At 40.2% G+C, this 20,783-nt stretch carries 12 protein-coding genes and 2 pseudogenes; 11 read left to right on the forward strand and 3 right to left on the reverse strand.

Annotation, left to right across the window (positions count from 1 at the left end; all coding sequences use genetic code 11):
* Positions 1-182: 182 nt before the first annotated feature.
* The 3 genes from Q0Y52_RS18595 (at position 183) to add (ending at position 5,940) form a co-directional block, all read left to right on the forward strand.
* Positions 183-2,816: a penicillin-binding protein 1A gene (locus Q0Y52_RS18595; protein ID WP_297824028.1), complete on the forward strand. Its 2,634-nt coding sequence runs from the start codon at positions 183-185 to the stop codon at positions 2,814-2,816.
* Between the two features lie 78 nt (positions 2,817-2,894).
* On the forward strand, positions 2,895-4,589 hold the full coding sequence (locus Q0Y52_RS18600) for an NAD-dependent malic enzyme (protein ID WP_297824029.1): 1,695 nt from the start codon (positions 2,895-2,897) through the stop codon (positions 4,587-4,589).
* 343 nt (positions 4,590-4,932) lie between these two features.
* Positions 4,933-5,940 carry an adenosine deaminase gene (gene add / locus Q0Y52_RS18605; protein WP_297824030.1) on the forward strand — a complete coding sequence of 336 codons (1,008 nt, stop codon included), beginning with the start codon at positions 4,933-4,935 and terminating at the stop codon, positions 5,938-5,940.
* A gap of 1,151 nt (positions 5,941-7,091) precedes the next feature.
* On the opposite strand, the gene Q0Y52_RS18610 is transcribed toward add, so the two are convergent.
* Positions 7,092-7,712, reverse strand: a complete 621-nt coding sequence (locus Q0Y52_RS18610; RefSeq protein WP_297824031.1) for a glutathione S-transferase family protein — start codon at positions 7,710-7,712, stop codon at positions 7,092-7,094.
* 391 nt (positions 7,713-8,103) lie between these two features.
* Here Q0Y52_RS18610 and Q0Y52_RS18615 point away from each other — a divergent pair, with 391 nt between their 5' ends.
* Positions 8,104-8,868 (forward strand): YiiX/YebB-like N1pC/P60 family cysteine hydrolase, encoded by a 765-nt coding sequence (locus Q0Y52_RS18615; RefSeq protein ID WP_297824032.1) that lies wholly within the window; start codon positions 8,104-8,106, stop codon positions 8,866-8,868.
* Positions 8,869-8,964: 96 nt separating this feature from the next.
* Positions 8,965-9,582, forward strand: a complete 618-nt coding sequence (locus tag Q0Y52_RS18620) for a LysE family translocator (protein WP_297824033.1) — start codon at positions 8,965-8,967, stop codon at positions 9,580-9,582.
* Here Q0Y52_RS18620 and Q0Y52_RS18625 read toward each other — a convergent pair.
* Positions 9,579-9,842 (reverse strand): annotated as a pseudogene (locus tag Q0Y52_RS18625) (DUF3703 domain-containing protein); the annotation flags it as partial. The gene Q0Y52_RS18620 and the pseudogene Q0Y52_RS18625 overlap by 4 nt on opposite strands.
* 324 nt (positions 9,843-10,166) lie before the next feature.
* Between Q0Y52_RS18625 and Q0Y52_RS18630 the strand changes: the two are divergent.
* Positions 10,167-11,387, forward strand: a complete 1,221-nt coding sequence (locus tag Q0Y52_RS18630) for a Xaa-Pro peptidase family protein (protein ID WP_297824034.1) — start codon at positions 10,167-10,169, stop codon at positions 11,385-11,387.
* Between the two features lie 191 nt (positions 11,388-11,578).
* Here Q0Y52_RS18630 and Q0Y52_RS18635 read toward each other — a convergent pair whose 3' ends face one another.
* Positions 11,579-12,583 carry an AraC family transcriptional regulator gene (locus Q0Y52_RS18635; protein WP_297824035.1) on the reverse strand — a complete coding sequence of 335 codons (1,005 nt, stop codon included), beginning with the start codon at positions 12,581-12,583 and terminating at the stop codon, positions 11,579-11,581.
* A gap of 207 nt (positions 12,584-12,790) precedes the next feature.
* Between Q0Y52_RS18635 and Q0Y52_RS18640 the strand changes: the two genes are divergently transcribed.
* The 5 genes and pseudogenes from Q0Y52_RS18640 to Q0Y52_RS18660 all read left to right on the forward strand — a co-directional run bounded on the left by Q0Y52_RS18640 (position 12,791) and on the right by Q0Y52_RS18660 (position 20,635).
* The gene (locus Q0Y52_RS18640) at positions 12,791-13,045 is read left to right on the forward strand and encodes an NAD(P)-binding protein (protein WP_297824036.1); all 255 of its coding nucleotides are present in this window, start codon (positions 12,791-12,793) and stop codon (positions 13,043-13,045) included.
* On the forward strand, positions 12,993-14,258 hold the full coding sequence (locus Q0Y52_RS18645) for an NAD(P)/FAD-dependent oxidoreductase (RefSeq protein WP_297824037.1): 1,266 nt from the start codon (positions 12,993-12,995) through the stop codon (positions 14,256-14,258). Before Q0Y52_RS18640 ends, Q0Y52_RS18645 begins: the two co-directional genes overlap by 53 nt.
* Before the next feature lie 22 nt (positions 14,259-14,280).
* The gene (locus Q0Y52_RS18650) at positions 14,281-15,063 is read left to right on the forward strand and encodes an SDR family oxidoreductase (protein ID WP_297824039.1); all 783 of its coding nucleotides are present in this window, start codon (positions 14,281-14,283) and stop codon (positions 15,061-15,063) included.
* 45 nt (positions 15,064-15,108) lie between these two features.
* The gene (locus tag Q0Y52_RS18655; RefSeq protein WP_297824040.1) at positions 15,109-16,149 is read left to right on the forward strand and encodes an alpha/beta hydrolase; all 1,041 of its coding nucleotides are present in this window, start codon (positions 15,109-15,111) and stop codon (positions 16,147-16,149) included.
* A 173-nt stretch (positions 16,150-16,322) separates the two neighbouring features.
* Positions 16,323-20,635, forward strand: a pseudogene (locus Q0Y52_RS18660) (DEAD/DEAH box helicase).
* The last annotated feature ends 148 nt before the right edge of the window (positions 20,636-20,783 follow it).

Here is a 20,783-nt window from a genome sequence, read left to right on the forward strand (position 1 = left end):
CTAGGCCAATCATTTTTTGTACTTTAGCGCCAAATAATTTTTTCAATTTTAGACATCCATTTACATAGGAATAATTTACTGCATCATTATTGCGTAATTTTTTGTTATTTATGGTTCTAATAACTGTACATAGGTATAAAATGTAGAACATTTATTAGACTTTGCCTTGGTATTATTTATCCGTGAAACTACTTAAATCCTCATTAATAGCTATTTCTGTCACATTTGTAGTTGGTATTACTATATTGATAGGTACCTATATCTATATCAAATCTGACTTGCCTAGCGTCGACGTTCTCAAAGACGTTCGATTACAAACGCCGATGCGCATTTTTACCAAAGATGGCAAACTTATCTCCCAATATGGGGTGAAACGCCGCATCCCACTTACCCTTGAGCAAATTCCGGAACAGTTAAAACAAGCAGTTATCGCCACCGAAGATAGCAGGTTTTATGAACACCCTGGCATAGATCCTATCGGCATGTTGCGTGCATTAGTTAATTTAGTTATCACCGGTGAAAAAGGGCAGGGTGGAAGTACCCTAACTATGCAAATGGCCCGAGACTTTTTCTTGACCCGCGAAAAAAAATACATCCGTAAAATACGTGAAATCATTTTAGCGTGGCATATGGAACAACTATTAAGCAAACAAGAAATTTTAGAGTTGTATTTAAATAAGGTAGAATTAGGCCACCGAGCTTTCGGTTTTGGTGCGGCAGCGCAAGTCTATTATGGCAAGTCACTCAATGAACTGACATTAGCCCAAATTGCCACTATTGCAGGGTTACCTCAAGCACCATCGGTACTCAATCCTATTAGTCGCCCAGAGCGCTCCGTGGTGAGAAGACGTATTGTTTTGCTTCGTATGTTGGATGAAAAATACATCAATCAAGATCAATTTGAGCAAGCTGTTAATGCGCCTGTCACCGCACAAAAGTATGGCGCCGAAATAGATTTAGATGCGCCTTACTTAGCAGATATTATTTATAATGAAATGATTGCGTTGTACGGTAAAGATGAGGCTGAAACTGGTGGCTATCAAATTTATTCTACTGTTTCCTCTGATTTGCAAGCTACTGCACAACAAGCTGTGCGCAGAAATTTACATGATTACGATGAACGTCATGGATACCATGGGGTAGTCAAACAACTTTGGTCAGTAGATTTAGTCAAAGATAAAGATGAGCTGCTTTCAGAACAAACAATATCTGAATTAAACAACTCAGAACCTTGGCCTGAAGAACAAATGTTAAGTTATCTGCAAGAACTACAAACCTTCGAATCAATGCATCCCGCTATCGTTGTTAAAGTGAATGAAAACGACATCATTATTTTCAATCAGCAAGGAAAATACAGCATTATTGATTGGGATGGCTTAGATTGGGCGAGACCTTTTATCAATGATGCCAAACAAGGGCCAGAGCCTAAAATCGCCAGCGATATATTGCAAGCTGGGGCATTGATTTTAATCCGTCAAAGAGAAGATGATTTGCATTGGCAACTTACTCAATACCCTCAGGCGAGTGGTGCTTTTGTTGCTCTTGATCCTAAAGATGGTGCCGCACAAGCTGTAGTTGGTGGGTATAGTTTTTATCAAAGTCAATTTAACCGCGCGACTCAAGCCAAAAGACAAGTGGGCTCAAACATCAAACCTTTTATTTATTCAGCTTCGCTAGAAAATGGTTACACTTTGGCAAGTGTGATAAACGACGCACCCATCACACAATGGCAATCTGGTTCAGGGAATGCCTGGCGTCCAGAAAATTCACCCGCCGAGTACGATGGCCCGATCCGTATGCGTGTGGCGTTAACCAAATCAAAAAATGTGGTATCGGTGCGTTTGTTAAGAGCTGTAGGACTGGAAAATGTAGCAGAATACCTCACCCGTTTTGGTTTTAATAAAGATGATATTCCTGTAGATGAAACATTATCATTAGGTTCTGGCTCCCACACACCACTGGAAGTGGCAACTGCAATGGCGGTCATTGCCAATGGCGGATTTTTAATTCAACCTTATTTTATTCAACGCATAGAAAACGAGATAGGTGACATATTGTGGGAAGCGAACCCAAAAACCGCTTGTGATCCTTGTGTTGCAGAAACTCAAACAAACCAAACCAATGCTGAGGCCGAAGATATTGAAGCACTTCTAGCCGCAGAGTTTGGTGTAACACAACAAGTTGATGAGCCAGTCAAAAATGTTCTCTCCGCTCCAAGAGTGATCAGTGCAGAAAATGCATTTTTAGTCGCAGAAATGATGCGTTCTGCTGTGCAAATTAATGGTAATTGGGATAATCGTGGCACAGGATGGCGTGCGGCAGTGCTGATGAACCGTCGGAGTGACATCGCGGGTAAAACCGGGACTACCAACGATGTGCGTGATACATGGTTTAGTGGGTTTACACCAGACTTAGTCGCCACTGCATGGGTAGGGTTTGATGATAACAATCGTCGCTTGGGTCGCAGTATGCCCAATCAGAATTTGATCAATAAAAACCCAAAAACATATAATTATATGGGTAATGCCTTAGTGGGAAGTGAATCAGGGGCGCATGCTGCACAACCCGCTTGGATTAGGTTTATGCAACATGCATTAGAGGGTAAACCGGAGCATTTGTTACCTATGCCTACAGATCTGCTCACAGTGCGTATAGATAAGGGCACCGGTAAACTTACTAATAGAACCGATACAACATCTATGTTTGAATACTTTACTCAAGGTACCGAGCCTCAAACTTTTGTTGCAGATGAACAAATTATTGAACCTGCTGAGCGAGGTGAGCAAAGTAAAAACCAGATTGAAGATATATTTTAAAATAACACTACCCCATCACTGGCCTCCGTTGTTAGTGATAATTGAAATAATAATACGAACAAACAGGACAATACGTTAATGGCAAATTCAGCTACAAAAAGTGCGCTGTACATTCCTCATTCTGGCCCCTCATTACTAGAAACACCTTTACTGAATAAAGGTAGCGCATTTAGTTCTGATGAACGTATTACGTTCAATTTAACCGGTCTTATCCCGCCCCGTTATGAGACCATCAAAGAACAAGTAGAAAGAGCTTATATGCAGTACTCTAGTTTTGATGAGCCAATGAACAAACATATCTATTTGCGAGCTATTCAAGATAATAACGAAACTTTATATTACCGATTAATTAAAGAGCATATCGATGAGATGATGCCCATTATTTATACCCCTACAGTGGGTGATGCCTGTGAGCAGTTTTCAGACATTTACCGCAGTTCTCGTGGATTGTTTATCTCCTATTCTGAACGTCATCAAATGGATGATATTTTACGCAATGCCACTAAGCGTAAGGTGAAAGTTATTGTTGTGACCGATGGCGAACGTATTTTAGGTTTGGGCGACCAAGGGATTGGCGGAATGGGTATTCCGATTGGTAAGTTATCTTTGTACACTGCCTGTGGCGGTATTAGTCCTGCTTATACCTTACCCGTTATGCTAGATGTAGGGACTAACAACGAAAAATTGTTAGCCGACCCTATGTACATGGGGGCGCGACACAAACGCATCGGTCAAGCAGAGTATGATGCGTTTGTAGCTATGTTCATCAAAGCTATTAATCGACGATGGCCTGAAGCTATGCTGCAATTTGAGGATTTTGCTCAGCCTAATGCGATGCCTTTACTAGAACGTTATCGAGACAAAATTTGCTGCTTCAATGATGACATTCAAGGCACCGCTGCAGTCGCAGTGGGTACTATATTGGCCGCTTGTAAAAGTAAAAATACCAATTTGTCTGAACAAAAAGTGGCTTTTGTTGGTGCAGGATCCGCAGGGTGTGGTATTGCAGAGCAAATTATTCAACAAATGTGCAAAGAAGGTATTTCAGATACACAAGCCCGGGGCCAGGTATTTATGGTAGATCGATTTGGTTTGCTGACCGAAGGTATGCAAGAATTGCGAGATTTCCAACAACGTCTTGTTCAGTCTCAAGATGCCATTAAAGAATGGTCATTTAGTGGTGAATTTGCGTCATTGCTGGATGTGGTTAATTGTGCACAGCCGGATATTTTAATCGGTGTGTCGGGTCAGGCGGGGCTGTTTACGGAACAAGTTATCCGTAGTATGAAAAAACATTGTGAATTGCCGATTATTTTTCCTTTAAGTAACCCTTCTCGGCAAGTTGAGGCAACACCACATCAGGTTATAGAATGGACGGATGGTAAGGTTATTGTTGCAACGGGCAGCCCTTTTAAACCGGTTAAATATAAAAATAAAATTTATCCCATTGCTCAGTGTAATAATAGTTATATCTTTCCTGGTATTGGTTTAGGCGTCATTGTAGCAAAAGCCAGTTTAATCAGCGACGAGATGTTAATGGCAGCCAGCGCCGCTCTGGCCGAAGCTTCCCCTCTTGCTGCAACGGGGCAAGGTGAGTTACTCCCCGCATTGTGCGAAATAGCTCAATTGAGTAGAAAAATTGCCTTTGATGTAGCAAAAATAGCCATGCAGCAAAATCTGGCTTTAGAAGTATCAGATGAAATATTAGAAGAGCGTATTGAGCGCAATTTCTGGATGCCAGAATATCGTCCTTATAAGCGAGTGAGTATTTAATTTAAATACTTATAAGAAACATCGCAAAGTGAGTAAAAACCATGTTTCTTATGTTTTCGAGTTAACTTACATTCCACTTTCTATCCAACAAGCATTTCTTTTAATGGACCTTTTCTTAGTTTCGAAAGGAATTAATCAGCGGTTGTAAGTACTAGGGTATTGAATCGTTCACTTCACTTCAAATATATTGCCCCTTAAAAGTGCATTTTTACCTCTAATCGTGATTTTGACTCGTAACATCACACATATTTTGCTTGTTAGCATAAGTAAAATAGGGGCTAAGCTAATGGGTACCAAAGTTGCTTAGTTTATTCATACGTAATCAATAGTGAGTAAATATGATATGCAACATTTTATTGAGAAAATGCCTAAGGCAGAACTACATGTTCACCTTGAAGGGACACTCGAACCAGAACTAAGCTTTCAACTTGCCAAAAAAAATGGGGCTGAGTTGGCCTACAAAACACCAGAGGCCTTAGTGGCTGCCTATGACTTTCATGACTTGCCATCATTCTTAAATATTTATTATGCAGGCATGAATGTGCTGGTGGAAGAGGATGATTTCTACCAATTGACCTTCGCATACTTGACCAAAGCCAGAAGCCAAGAAACCTTATATGCAGAGCTATTCTTTGACCCACAAGCACATACCTCCAGAGGGATCAGCTTTGATACCGTGATAACCGGTATCCATCAAGCTCAAGTAAATGCAGAAAAAAAAATGGGTATTAAAAGCCAGCTTATTATGTGTTTTTTGCGAGAGATGAGTGCGGAGTCTGCCATGCAACATTTAGTGTTAGCCAAGCCTTATCGCAATTGGTTGGTCGGGGTGGGGCTTGATTCTGATGAGAGGAACAACCCTCCAGTAAAGTTTGCTGAGGTATTTTCAGAAGCAAAAGCAATGGGGTTAAAGCTCACAATGCACTGTGATGTTAATCAGCAAAATAGTCTGATGCATATTAAACAATGTGTTAGCGATATTCAGGTTGATCGTATCGATCATGGGATCAACTCACTAGAGTGTGAAGTATTGTGTGAGCTTATCAAGCACAAAAAGTTAGGACTGACTGTGTGCCCAGTGTCCAATCAATTTGTGGTGCAATCACTTACCTCAGATGAAATTCATAAAATGCTTAAAAAAGACATGTTAGTCACCATCAATTCAGACGATCCTGCCTATTTTAGGGCTTATTTAAATGAGAACCTGATTGAGTTGCAAAAAGAAGGGAAGTTTAATCAAAACCAGATAGTGACTCTGGTCGGCAATGCATTTAAGGTCGCTTGGTTGGATAATGCGACTCAAAATGACTATTTGCAGCAATTACATCGTTATGTAAGCCAACACATTTAAAGAAAGTGTTGTGTGTTTTTGAATTGCGATGGTGGGCTTAAAAAAGCCTATGGCAGTTCTAGTGACTATTCCGCCCTCCTGACCAAACAACATCAGCTGTTACAAACTACGGTTCATTTGAATTTGAACAAGCAGCATGAATACTAATGTTTAGAGTGTTGCACCTAAACACATCGAAATATATCGTAATGCAGTTAAATGCAGTTAAATGCAGTTAAATGCAGCTAAATGCAGTTAAATGAAGTTAATTGCATAAATTTGAATAGAACTGTATGGAGTGTGGGAGGTTGAATGGAACTGCGGAAGAATACGGTTTATTGAAGGATTTTGAAGATAATTGCTGTATTTCAAAGAATATCGCATCATTTTATGGATTTAAAGCATGGCAGATGCATCTAGATTATTGATCTATTCGTTTTCGTCGCTTACCTTTTGGGAAACAAAACCGATTTAGTATGGGTGTAGCTACGCGAGTCGGTTTATCTTTTATCTTCGCATTTAAATGAGAAACTGAATGTTTTGTAAAAAGTTGTTTAGTTTAATCAAAACCAGATAATAGAAATAGTCCTTAATATCATTAAAATCAATTGATTAAATGGTAATGCATTTTAAGTCGCTTGGTTAGATAAAACGACTATTTGCAGCAATTGCATCGTTATGTAAGCCAACACACTTAAATAAAGTGTTGTGCGTTTTTGGATTGCGATGGTCAGCTTAAAAAAGCTTAAGGGCAGTTTAAGAAGCTATTCTGTCCTCCTTACCAAACAACATCAGCTGTTAGAGATTAAGGTCCATTGGAATTTGAACAAGCAGCATGAATGCTAATGTTTAGAATATTGCAGCTAAGTGCATTGAAATGTATCGTAATGAAGCTAAATGCAGTTAATTGCAGATATTTGAATGGAGCTGTATGGAGTGTGGGGGTGAATGGAACTGCGGAGGAATGCGGTTTATTGAAGGAGTTTGAAGATAATTGCTGTATTTCACAGAAAATCGCATCATTTAATGGATTTAAAGCATGGCAGCTGCATCTAAATTATTAACCTATTCGTTTTCGTTGCTTATCTTTTGGGAAGCAAAACCGATCTAGTATGGGTGTAGCTACGCGAGTCGGTTTATCTTTTACCTTCGCATTTAAATGATTATAAAAATTAAAGTAAGATTTTTTCATTAAAAGTAGGGTTAGCGAACATTTGAGATACGAACGCTGCAAGATTCGGCCAGCGAGCACCATCCACTTTCAAGCCACCTGCAGCAGCATTAACAAAAGGTGACGCAATAGCAAAATCTGCGATGCTTAAGGTATTAGCAACAAAATAAGCATTGTTACCAAGCTGTGTTTCTAGATAATCGAAGATGATTGGCGCATCGCCGTTGACCACTTTCGCCACCGCTTCTTCATCAGTTGGGGTTCCAAACATTTTAGGATTAAGCACTCGTTGAAAAAAAATTGTGCCTAGGGAAGGTGTTAAATGAGTGTCAGCATATTTCTCTAACCAAAGCGCATTGGCATACTCAGTTGCATCTGTTGGATAAAGTGGCGTATCTGGGTGATTCTTTTCCAGGTAAGCACAAATAACAGACGAGTCGCCCAATGTCACTTCATCATTCTGATATACAGGAATTTTACCTAAAGGATTAAGTGATAACAGTTCACTTTTTTCGCCAAATGGTATGATCGGATTAATGGTGTAATGGATACTTTTGGTATTCAACACAGCTTGTACTTTTCTAACATAAGGTGAAGCAGACACCCCGTGGAGTGTTGGCATAATAATCTCCTAATAATGGCTAGGCCATTTGCGATGTTGCTTATGGTGAATAAAAAAAAGCGTGCTGTATACATTTTTAACAAAAATGAGCGAGCTAAAAGGTAATCTTAGCATCCATCTTTGTCGTCTTTTCCGCTATGAGATGTTACAAAGGAACAGGGCATACAACAGACTTACGGGCAAAGTTTTAGTACTAACTAGGAGCGGTTTTATCAAGATGGTAATATAGTATTAACTCAATTCACGATATCAAAAGATCTGTGTAGAGATACCAGTCTGTAAACCATGGAAGTCGACGGCAAACGTTGTATCAGCAATTTCAGCTCGGAAACTTCTAATTAGTTACTTGAAATTGAATTATTAGAAATACTTGCACAGGACTGAATGTTGAATGAGTTTATTGAATAAAATTGGCCGTGGGTTAGCTGCGTATTTGGATAAACCGAGCGGGTTTATTCAACCATCAACCTGCAAACCAGAATTGTTGGCCTCCACAATAAGGGTGGGCGATGTATTGTTAGTTGATGGCTCAAGTAGGATCAGCACAGCAATTAAATTCCTTACTCAATCCACATGGTCTCATGCTGCTTTATGCATCGCCGATGATAGCAAGAGTACAGTCCCTAATTGTGACAATGTCACCTTAGTCGAAGCCGATGTTCTCGATGGTATAAGGACAGTATCTCTGAGTCATTATGAACACTTAGATACTAGAATCTGTCGTCCAGTAGGGTTGAATGATGAAGAAATAGATAATGCTATTGGGTTCGCTTTGGCTCAAGTTGGATATCAGTACGATATGAAGAATGTGTTTGATTTAATGCGTTATCTGGTTCAAACGCCACCAGTGCCGATTCGTTGGCGCAGAAAAATGATTATCCTTGGGAGCGGTGATCCAACCCGAGCTATTTGCAGCTCGTTCATTGCCCAGACATTCCAGTCAATTCGTTATCCTATATTGCCAGATATCTTTTTTGATAAGACCAAACATTCTTATAATAAAGCGCATTACAACGAAGTCTTACAAATTCGCCATCACACTTTATTTGTACCTAGAGATTTTGATATATCTCCTTATTTTAATATCGTTAAACCTACTTTGGATAAGGGATTTGATCCCCACGTTATCAAGTGGAGCGAACACCAACAGAGTTAGTTGCCGTTAAAACGATATAAAACCAATATTTTATTCAGTTCCAAAAATATCTGTTGTTCCGTAAGATGCCGCTAGATTTAAACTTAATAAGCATTTATGCCTACCTTCGCTACTCTAGCCGTATTTATCCCCACTATGTTTTTTATCTCCATTACACCCGGTATGTGTATGACGCTGGCCATGACATTAGGACTAAAAATTGGCTTGCGCCGAACGTTGTGGATGATGCTAGGCGAAGTATTCGGTGTAGCCTTAGTTGCTGTTTCGGCAGTGATGGGCGCAGCTACAATTATGCTGAATTACCCGACAGTGTTCACATGGTTTAAGTGGATAGGCGGACTGTATCTAATGTATTTAGGGTGCAAAATGTACCGGTCGGGAACGCATCTGTCCCTTAGTTCAGAGATGGACTTAGCACTTAATCGTTATGCCCTAATATCACAAGGATTTGTCACCGCCATCGCTAACCCAAAAGGGTGGGCGTTTATGCTGTCAATTTTGCCACCTTTTATCGATGCAACTCAACCTATTACGTTTCAGCTTTTGGCGCTGGTGGGTATTATTATGTTTAGCGAGTTTATCTGTATGTTGATTTATGCCACAGGGGGCAAGGGATTAAAAACCCTACTTAATAAAGGCAATAATATACGTTGGATGAACGGTATTTCTGGCACCTTGTTGATAGGTGTAGGATTGTGGTTAGCTCTGAGCTAGTCAGTAGGTGTTTGCCCGTTAGCCTTAGCAAGAATGGTTGCGAGTTTAGGTGTCACAGCTAATACCTTAAAAGGGCTAATGTTAGTTCCCTCACTATTACCAGAAGGGATAAAACTAATGGTGGTTTTTGTTGCTGCGCCAACTATACGCATTACTTGATCTAAACCTTTTTTAATATTGACCTGCCTAACAGCCCAGAACAACATCAAAAAATGCACTTTGGTGTGTAAAAAAGTGGATGCCTGTCCAAGAACATGGGTATTTTCTAAATGTTAAAACTCAACACTCACGTTGCCCTGTTTTCTCACTTTTCTCGCTTTCTTCGCAAACGTAATTTCTTGGTCAACATAAAGTTTGATATTTTTGTAAAAGTGCTTAGGCATAATGATGCTCCACAGTTGTCGATTAATATTTGAGGTGGGCTCAACACATAAAAATAATACCGTCATTACTAATTGAAGGTTACAGAAAACGTTATTACGCTCTTTACAGCCTAACTTGCACAAAGGGGTGATATTATGTTGCTTAATCAGCACGAAAAACGATACTCGATTACGTAATTTGTGAGTATCTAAAAGGATAAAATGATGACCATTGGTATAGGCACCCAAACACCAGAGCAAGCTTTAGCCTCATTAAGCGATATGACCAAAACGCTTGTTCCTATTCAGCCTGAAGAATACTTCACGCGCATTGCTAATGCCCAAGAGTATATGCAAGCCAACAATATTGATGTTGTGTATCTAAATGCTGGTACTAATCTTACATACTTCACAGGCATGAAATGGTATGCAAGTGAGCGCCTGGTTGGCGCTATATTACCTGCCTTTGGTATTGTGCAATACATAGCGCCCTATTTTGAAATAGGCAGCCTAAATGGCTTTAAGGTTATAGACGGGCCAATACACGGATGGCAAGAACACCAAAACCCGTACAGCTTATTTGTAGAGGTATTAAAACAATTAAAAATAGCTGATACCGCCACTATTGGTATCGATGAAAGCGCGCAGTTCTTTATATTCGACGGTATCAATAAAGCCCAAACGGGCTTAAACCTGATCAACGCACAAGCCGTTACAGCCCATTGTAGAATGCACAAATCAGAAAACGAAATAGCATTAATGCAAGCTGCAATGAACATGACCCTGGCTGTACATCAAGCTACGGCCAGTATGCTTTATGCTGGCATAAGCACCACAGAAGTAGAAGCATTTATTAAACGTGCGCACCAAAAAGTGGGTGCGCCAGGTAACTATTTTTGTATTGTGTTATTTGGGGTCGCCACCTCTTTCCCCCATGGTGTGAAAGATGCTCAAGTACTAAAAAAAGGTGATATGGTATTAATAGATACGGGCTGTAAAGTACACGATTATTTATCGGATATTACCCGTAGTTATGTGTTTGGTGAGCCAACAACTAGGCAGAGGGAATTTTGGGATATTGAAAAACATGCACAACTTGCTGCCTTTAATGCTGCGAAAATTGGCGTGCCTTGTGAAGTTGTGGATGATGCGGCTCGTGGTTACTTAGCATCACAAGGTCTAGGACCAGAATATCAAACACCAGGTTGTCCGCATCGCACTGGCCATGGTATTGGTTTAGACATTCATGAATGGCCATATCTAGTTGGTGGTAATAAAACCCCCCTTGCCACAGGTATGTGTTTTAGTAACGAACCCATGTTGGTGGTACCTGATGAGTTTGGCATTCGTTTAGAGGACCATTTTTATATGACAGACTCTGGACCACGCTGGTTTACCGAGCCGAGCAATAATATAGATAACCCGTTTGGATTAGATAAATAATAGAATAAGGCCATGTAATCAGTGACTAGTTATGCGTCCTTCAATATTTCTAAAACTAGGTTGCGAGGATGGAATGGGTAATAGCTATGAATTCACTTCTTTCCTTACTGATTTTTCGCATTTGTTAGAATGAAGTTGATAATAAAGGCACTTCTATATTTTAAAATAAGGTCCCAAGTGCTGTGTGCTTTTTAATTATTCTTTGACTGCTTTCGGTGCTGGCTTGGCGTTATATTTCTGCAGCGCTTAAAGCTGTGGCTAAAATTAGCCCCATCACTAAAGCCAAGTCGCTCGGCAATTTCATCCAATTTCATTGGGTTTGATAATAGCTCTTCTGCTATGCCTATGCGCACCTCATCACGTACTTGTCGCCAACTGGTTTGCTCTTGTTTTAGTTGGCGATGTAATGTGCGAGTCGTTCGGGATAAATAATCTGCTATATGTTGCATAGACGAGGTTAAGCCGAGGTGCAGTAAAGTGTCTTTAACCTGCTTCTCTATGGGTTTCCAATTTTGTTTTTGCTGCAGTAACTGACTGCATTGTTGTTCACATATTTTAGCGGTTGCAGCATTCGCTTTTATCAAGGGGAGATCCATCTGCTTGGCTACCCAAGTAATGCCATTATAATTTGCTCCAAATTGAATTTCAGCCCCCAATAATTTCTGCAGAGCATCTAGCGATAAGTCCGGTGGTTGAGATGAAGTGAATTGTAAGTTTATAGGTAAATAGCCACTTTCAAACACTTCTCTTTGGATCATAGCAGCGCCCATCATGTCCCTAGCTAAAGTAAGTATTCCTAATTCACCAGCAATATCACATGAAAATCTAAGAGATAAATCCTGACCAATCTCTATTAACTCAATTTTTGAATAGACATAGGTTAAATCTAAAAAACGTAAACCTAATTCAATCGCTTTTCTAGGGGTGCTGCTCGCTAACAAGGCATAACCCATGATGCCATAACTGGTGAGGTGATAACGGCTGCCCAATTCCATTCCTACCTTAAATGGGCTGGTGGAATTCATCATTAAATTTTTAAGTACATGCAACTCTTGTTTGTCTTCAATCTGCTCGTCGTGAGCGGTTAGTTGAGAGCTCACCAGCCCCGAGCCTTGCAGTAAAAGGTCCACATCAATACCCAGCTCACCGCCATAGGCAATAATGATTTGTACACTAGTAATGTTACGAATTGGCATAATGTGTGATGGATGTGTCTTAAAATAACAAATATAAGTCCATTTAGACCATAGATCAATGATGAATAATTTTCTATTCTAGATATGTAATGAATATGTTAATTATTATGTTAATTATTACGTTAATTATTTTTGAGTTGTGAAACACAGCATAATCACATTCAAAGTAGCCATATCGAACCGCGATAATAATATTTAAGGTACCTCATGAGCCAAGTAAAACGTAACCCGTCAGTTGTCATCATTGGTGCAGGCATGACGGGTATGCTAATGGTCATTAAACTGCGTATAGCGGGTATTACTGACATTGTTGTTTTAGAAAAAAAAGAGTCAGTGGGCGGCACGTGGCGAGAAAATACCTATCCTGGGAGCGCTTGCGATGTGCCCGCTCACATGTATACCTATTCATTTGAGCCTAATCCAAACTGGAGCCGTTTTTTTTGCCCGCGGACCAGAAATTAAAGATTATTTTGAAAACGTCGCCGATAAATATGACGTGAAGCGCGACATTCGCTTTAATGAAGAGGTCACCGATGCGCACTATGACAGCGGTAAATGGACAGTTAAGACCAGTAAAGAGCAAACTTATGTAGCAGATTTTATTGTGTGTGCGACGGGTATACTGCATCACCCTAAGTTTCCAGATATTCCAGGGATTGATAACTTCAAAGGCGCTAAGTTTCATACAGCACAGTGGGATCACGACGTAAAAATATCTGACTCAACCCGTGTTGGTGTTATTGGTACTGGCTCCACTGCCGCACAAACTATTCCCGAACTGATTAATACAGGGGCTAAGGTGTCTGTTTTTCAACGCACTCCACAATGGTTAATGCATTTACCCGATTTTACGTTCTCAAAAACCATGAGAAAATTGATGACCCGTTTTCCTTTGCTCACAAAAATGCATCGTAATCTGGGAAAAGCTTTTTTAGAGCACTTTTTTACCAAAGCAGTAACCGGTCACTTTATACAAAAACATGTATTAAATTTTTTATGCAAAGCCAACTTAAGATTCAGTATAAAAGACAAGAGATTGCGTGAAAAATTACAACCAAACTATCAGGTAGGTTGTAAGCGGGTCATCATCAATACCACCTTTTATAGAGCTATTCAAAAGCCTAACGCGGAATTAGTCACTGACGGTATTGAGCGTGTCACCGAAACTGGCATCATCACCAAAGACGGTAAACATCATGAATTAGACGTTCTGGTCTTATCGACTGGGTTCAGTGCCTTTAATTTTATGCGTCCCATGAACTTAATCGGGCGCAATAATTTGCATATTGATAAAGCTTGGGAGCATAAAATCAAAGCCTATCGTTCAATGATGCTAAACGGTTACCCTAACTTCTTTTTAATGTTGGGACCAAATACGCCTATTGGTAACTTTTCTGTTATCGCCATGAGCGAAGTGCAAGCTGATTACCTTATAAAAATGATTGATAAATGGCGTCACCATGAATTTGATGAATTTGAAGCTAAGCAAGAGGCCATTGACGAATTCACTGCCTATATAAAAGAAGGTTTGAAAGGCACAAGTTGGGTGGGTGGATGTCAAAGCTGGTATTTAGATGCCGACGGCGACCCCATTTTATGGCCATATACATGGAAACGATGGGTTGATGAAATGCACGAACCGCAGATGGAACATATTGAAATAAGGTCATTTTGATAACTAACCTGAGCGCTACCCAATGAATACAAACAGCATATTTATTACAGGTGCAGCTTCTGGTATCGGTTTAGCAGCGGCTCGGCATTTTCATAAAATGGGTTATGTGGTTGCTATGGCCGACTTAAATTTTGCCCTCTTAGAAGAAGTAACTGAACAATGGGATAAGGCTCGGATTTCTTTATACCCATTGGATGTGAGTGATTTTTCACAAGCTCAGCAAGTCATGTCTGAGTTTTGTAATGGGAATGATAATAGCTTATCGGTATTATTGAATAATGCTGGAGTTCTAGAGGTTGGCGCATTTGAAGATATAAATAACAACCAGCACCAGCGAGTTATTAGTGTCAACGTCATGGGGGTTATAAATTTATGCCAAGCAGCATGGCCGTATTTAAAAAATAACGGCAAAAATAATAATAAAAGCACCATTGTGAATATGTCATCAGCTAGCAGCGATTATGGTGTGCCAGAATTAGCCAGCTATTCGGCTAGTAAATTTGCAGTCAAAGCGCTAACGGAGGCGCTGGAACTAGAGTGGCAAAAATATGGCATCCGCGTATGTGATGTCATGCCGCCATTTGTTGCTACTAATATGCTCAATTCACAGAAAAAGACTGCAAAAGTAATGCAACGATTAGGTATTCATCTAACCGCTGAAGACGTAGTGGCTGTGATTGATAAACAAGTCAGGCAGCCTAATACTCATAGAACAGTCAGCGTATCTTATGGTTTACTGCATTTTCTGAGTACCGTTTCTCCCGCGTATATCAATCGCTTAGTTATGAAATTTTTGAGTCGATAAAGAATTTCTTTCCCGCCGAAAGCATCGTATAAAAGGTCATGTAGAATGAATGATTTCAATAAAGAAAATGAAAAAAACGAAGAAGACGAAACATACCAAGAAAATAAAAAATTGCAGAGTGAGCAGTTAGAAGCCAAACAATTAATGATTGCGAAGCTATTGTCATTCATGCCAACACTTCACAAGCTGCCACCTAAATTATTCAGACCTATATTTTCGATGATGGATCGTATCTTAGGACTTAAGAAAATTAAGATACATCAGGTTGTTGATGTGAATATTCCTGTTAGTACCCATAACAGTGACACTACAACGATAAAAATTCGTACGTACTATCCAACAAATCCAATAGAAAAAACACCTCTTAAAACGTTAGTTTATTTTCATGGTGGTGGCTGTGTCATTGGCAGTATTCATACACATGATCGATTTTGCCGGTATCTAGCCAAACACGGCAACATGAATATTATTTCTGTAGATTATCGACTGTCCCCTGAATATAAATTTCCTACGCCAATTTACGATGCTATTGATGCTTGGAACTATATCCATGACAATCACAAAGCACTGAATATCCATCCAAAATACATCGGTGTCGGTGGCGACAGTGCCGGCGCGTATCTCGCTTGTTTAATTGGACTCAATACATTACAAACACAGCTGCCGGTGCAGAGCAAAGTAACACCGCAATTTCAGTTTTTATTGTATCCCATGTTGGACTTGCAAGGCCTGACCGAGTCTTACCGACGTTTCAATAAACAGTTACTGCTCACACGGGATCTGATGGATTATTTTAGACAACATTATTTAAATTCTTTAGACGAAGCCGCGCTTCCATTAGTCAGTCCGCTTTTAACAAACGACATTAGCGAGTCTCCAGACAGCTATATCTTAACCCTAGGATTCGATCCATTAAGAGATGATGGTATAGCGTATGCCGAACGGCTAAAAGCGGCCGGTATAGCAACACATCACGAACACTATGCTGATTGTATGCATGGTTTTATATCAGTGACAGCACTAAGTGCTCGCGCTAAACAAGCAACTCATAATGTGGCTATGGCTTCAAAGAAGTTTAATCATTAATCCCAGTAATTGATTTTAGAGCATAGAGCTTCTATTAACATCAAACCTTTTGTGTGAAATTCATACGTTTATTTAAATCTTATTTTGCATCTGTGAGATCCATTGTTTACGAAGGCAATTTTTGTTAATTTCACGTCATTGAAAAACAAATATTCATTAAGAACCACACTACTATGAAGCTTGCTGCTTTAATCCAGCCATCAATTCATCTACAAATAGAATCTTTATATCAAGCTTTCTTAGAGCTAAATGCAGTGGAACAAACCACGTTGATGATTTTGGCTGTGGTGTACAAACCTATTGGCATTAACAAGTTAGCGCATGTAATAGATATATTAGACAGTAGAGGTTTTTTGCCACAACCAAAAAAAGAATATCGTTTAACGGTGCAGCAAAAAGAGCAATTGACTCAACTGTCGTTATTAATACCTAACCGAGAGGGACTGCAACTCAACAGATTACTTGCCAACCGTTTAACCGCTGAGATAGATCAATTTCATGCACTATTTGCGCTTAAAACTCATGGCCAATCACATTCAACCTTACTTGAAATCATCACCGCCGCTGAACAGGTTGTGCCAGTGGTAGACAGCTACAGCTCGCAGAACAAAGAGGTCGATAGGAGCAGAGTTATCCGAGACCTCTATTATTTGAATCAAATAGAACCGCTTGAAGCTGCCTTAGCGCTCAATAAAAACCCACAGGTTATTAATCATAAGCAAAATCGAATTTTAGTTGAACTTCTATTTTTACCGTTTGAGTTAAGTTCGTTTTTAGCATTACCTAAGGTGCTGCAATACCAGGCGTTTACAACCTTGATTAGAACGTTTCAAATAGAAGGGCAAAGTTGTGCTTACCCGATTCAATTATTGGAGCAAGTTTGCGCTGCAAATCCTGACAGAATAAGTCCTTTATACAATATAGAATGTCATCATTTATTGGCAGAGCAGTATTTGTATCAAATGCGATTTAACGATTTTGAGCGCATACAAGTTATCCAAGATATCAGCAGTTACGGTTTGCAGTTACAAGCTACATATTGCTTTTTAACCGGTGAAAACCAGCAAGCTATCGATTATTTTGAGCAAGCTATGCTCGCTAAAAACAAACTGACAAAACGCAAAAAACAATATTTAAATGACGTGTTGGGGTATTTCTATAAATTGGCATTGATGGTTCATGGCAACCAACAGGATGTAAGTTATTTTCCAAATGCCCTGCAACAAGTCGAATTTGAAGACAGCGACCGTAAATCTGATAATGATTTTTTCTATATAGGGCAAGGTGTCGTTAAACCGATTCAGAGCTTATTGTCAGGCGAAAAATATAATATAAATATTGAATTTAACAGCGTTGATGATGAGATTGATTTTTTCTCTCATCAGCTCTGCTATTTTAATTATTTATTGGCGCAGGTTTGGTGTAACCAAAGCAAAGGCCCAGGATGGGCTAAATTAGCATTGAGATACCAAGCACATTTTGAACAACTGGCTTACCCCTTATTTGCGCAAATATGTTGTCAAATGGCCACGAGTTTTATGGATGAAAAACCCGATTTAAAGAAACAGTCAGACCTAGCATCCGAATCGATATTAATCAATATCAGTAACCTGATAGAATTAAATCAGAGTGGGACTTAGCCCTAGATAAATTAATTGCATTGAACCCAAATGCTGAAAAAAATGCGGCACCGGATGCACAAAAGACAATCAAGCCAGTACGTTTGATTTGGGAATTTGAAAAGAGTTACGTTCATACATTAACGGCTCGTGAGCAAAAGTTTAATCAATCAGGTTGGAGCAAAGGTCGAGTCGTTTCGTTAAAGCGTTTGAAAGAAGAAACTGCTTTATTTGACTACTTAAGCGAAAGCGATAAGAAAATTTGTCGTACGATTGATGCTTATCAAAGTTGGGGATATTACTCAAAGCTTGAATACACGCTACAAGGATTGTCGGCACTTGAAGCAGCAGTGGGAATAGACAACTTATACCAATCAGATGATTTAAGCCAAGTGATTGAAATCATCAAGCGCGAGCCTGAATTATTGGTTAGTCAGCATGGCGAGCAACTTTGTTTAAGTATCGCGGATTTACCCGATGATATTAGCAGTGATGGGGGGCAGCCTGCTTACGATTTGAAATCTATTACCGATACACAATATCATCTCACGGTGTTTTCGCCTGAACATCTTAAAGTGGCCGACATCATTGGTGAGGCAGGTTTGCTAATTCCAATCAGTGCCAAGCAAAAAGCACTAGCAGGCATTGCGGCCATTGCGCCATTTTTAGATATTCAATCTGATATTACAGAGCTTGATACTGGGTTAGAAACCCATGAATGCGATCCCAATTTAGTGGTGAATATTCATCCAATCAAAAACGGGCTAACATTTACCTGTGTGGTGATGCCATTTGGTGAAAAAGGGCCAGCATTCAAACCTGCGGTTGGTAATGCCAGTTTGACCACTGACTTAAACGGTAAGCGTATGGCAACCCAACGTGACCTAGTACGCGAAGAAACATTATTGGACCAACTAGACCAAGCCTGTCCCGCTTTTTTAAATATGCCAGATAACATCTTACTATTAGACGACTTACAAACGGCGCTAGCCGCCCTAGAACAGTTAGAAGTGGCCATTGCCCAAGCACCATTTGATTTAGTGCTTCGCTGGCCGAAAGGCAAAAAAGTTAGCTTAACCAAAAAATTAGACAGCGCACACTTACACATTACATTTAGTCATAAAAACGAGTGGTTTGATATTACTGGCGACTTACAAATAGACAATGAGCAAGTACTTGATCTACGAAAACTGCTGGAATTGGTCAAAACCAGTCATGGTCGCTTTATAGAGCTTGGCCAAGATCAAATACTCGCCTTGTCTGATGATTTACGCCACAAACTCGAATTAATTAATCAAGTCACCGACGATGGTAAATTTCATCCATTAGCTAGCTTGCAAATGGAGGAAGCCACGACCGGGATGCGCATGAAAACAATTCATGCCTGGGATCAACAAACCCTCAAAATGCACGAAGCGAATACGCTTGAACCGCAAATCCCCTCGACGTTTCAAGCGCAATTACGTGACTATCAATTAGTAGGATTTGACTGGGCATCGCGTCTTGCACATTGGGGCGCAGGCGCTTGTTTAGCAGACGATATGGGCTTGGGTAAAACGTTACAAGCGCTCGCTGTTTTACTGTCGCGGGCTAACCAAGGTCCGAGTTTAATCATAGCACCCACATCTGTTTGTTTTAACTGGCAACAAGAAGCGTTAAAATTCGCGCCCACCTTGAATATCAAAATATTTTCTGACTCAGCTAATACCGTCCAGCGTCAAAAATTGTTAAACGAGTTAAGTCCGTTTGACTGCGTGATCATAAGCTACGGTCTGCTTCAAAGGGAACATGAAATACTGAAAGGCGTTCACTGGCGCAGTATAGTAGCCGACGAAGCCCAAGCATTAAAAAACCCATTAACCAAACGTACAAAAGCCGCCATCGCATTAAAAAGCGACTTTAAAATGATCACCACTGGCACACCCATTGAAAACAACTTAACCGAACTATGGAGTTTATTCCGCTTTATTAACCCTGGTTTGCTGGGAAATATAAAACGCTTTGGCGAGCGTTTTTCAGTGCCAATCGAAAACGCAAACGAAGACCCACTCGCCGCGCGCAAAGCCAGCCAAGCACTTAAAGCGCTTATCCAACCGTTTATCTTACGGCGCATGAAAAACCAAGTATTAACTGAATTACCATCCCGCACTGAGATTAATGTTCGGGTAGAAATGAGTCCCCAAGAGCGTGACTTTTACGAAGCGCTGCGACTCAATGCAATAGACAATATTAGCCAAAACGACCAACAAACCAATGCAGGCGAACAGCGAATTAAAATGCTTGCCGAGCTAGTGAAATTACGTCAAGCCTGCTGTCACCCTAAATTAGTCATGGCAGAGACCAACATACCCAGCGCCAAACTAGCCGCCCTTGATGAATTACTAGAAGAGCTGAAACTCAACAATCACAAAGCGCTCATTTTTAGCCAGTTTGTTGGGCACTTACAATTAATCAAACAACACATCGAAGCCAAAGGGATGAGTTATCAATATTTAGATGGCTCAACGCCGCAAAAACAACGACAAAAAGGCGTTAACGCCTTTCAAAGTGGTGAAGGCGATATATTTTTAATCAGTTTAAAAGCGGGTGGTTCAGGTTTAAATTTAACTGCAGCAGACTACGTCATACACATGGATCCTTGGTGGAATCCAGCCGTAGAAGAGCAAGCCTCTGACCGCGCCCACCGCATAGGCCAAACGCGGCCAGTGACCATTTATAGGCTAATTGCCCAAAATACAATAGAAGAAAAAATCGTCGCGCTGCACCAGCATAAACGCGACTTAGCAGACAAGCTTCTATCGGGTAATGAAGCTGTCACTAAACTGTCGGTAGATGACATGCTGAGTCTTCTGAAGCAGACATTTTAGCTTAGGTTAACTCACCACGGCTGGTCTGAGTGTTACACTATTATTGGCAGAAATAGCGTCACAATCCGTTGAGGCTGGAGGGAGACTAATTTATTATAAAGGCGTATTGTGGGGAATTGGCTTATAGTAACTTTTCGCACCGTTGGTG

Origin of the sequence: uncultured Paraglaciecola sp. (assembly GCF_943787955.1) — a bacterium.
Lineage (GTDB): Bacteria > Pseudomonadota > Gammaproteobacteria > Enterobacterales > Alteromonadaceae > Paraglaciecola.

What these genes read in the sequence shown, in the direction of transcription:
- Q0Y52_RS18600 (WP_297824029.1), top strand. Translation starts at nt 2,895, where the DNA reads ATGGCAAATTCAGCTACAAAAAGTGCGCTGTACATTCCTCATTCTGGC.
- add (WP_297824030.1), top strand. Translation starts at nt 4,933, where the DNA reads ATGCAACATTTTATTGAGAAAATGCCTAAGGCAGAACTACATGTTCAC.
- Q0Y52_RS18610 (WP_297824031.1), bottom strand. Translation starts at nt 7,712, where the DNA reads ATGCCAACACTCCACGGGGTGTCTGCTTCACCTTATGTTAGAAAAGTA.
- Q0Y52_RS18615 (WP_297824032.1), top strand. Translation starts at nt 8,104, where the DNA reads ATGAGTTTATTGAATAAAATTGGCCGTGGGTTAGCTGCGTATTTGGAT.
- Q0Y52_RS18620 (WP_297824033.1), top strand. Translation starts at nt 8,965, where the DNA reads ATGCCTACCTTCGCTACTCTAGCCGTATTTATCCCCACTATGTTTTTT.
- Q0Y52_RS18630 (WP_297824034.1), top strand. Translation starts at nt 10,167, where the DNA reads ATGATGACCATTGGTATAGGCACCCAAACACCAGAGCAAGCTTTAGCC.
- Q0Y52_RS18635 (WP_297824035.1), bottom strand. Translation starts at nt 12,583, where the DNA reads ATGCCAATTCGTAACATTACTAGTGTACAAATCATTATTGCCTATGGC.
- Q0Y52_RS18640 (WP_297824036.1), top strand. Translation starts at nt 12,791, where the DNA reads ATGAGCCAAGTAAAACGTAACCCGTCAGTTGTCATCATTGGTGCAGGC.
- Q0Y52_RS18650 (WP_297824039.1), top strand. Translation starts at nt 14,281, where the DNA reads ATGAATACAAACAGCATATTTATTACAGGTGCAGCTTCTGGTATCGGT.
- Q0Y52_RS18655 (WP_297824040.1), top strand. Translation starts at nt 15,109, where the DNA reads ATGAATGATTTCAATAAAGAAAATGAAAAAAACGAAGAAGACGAAACA.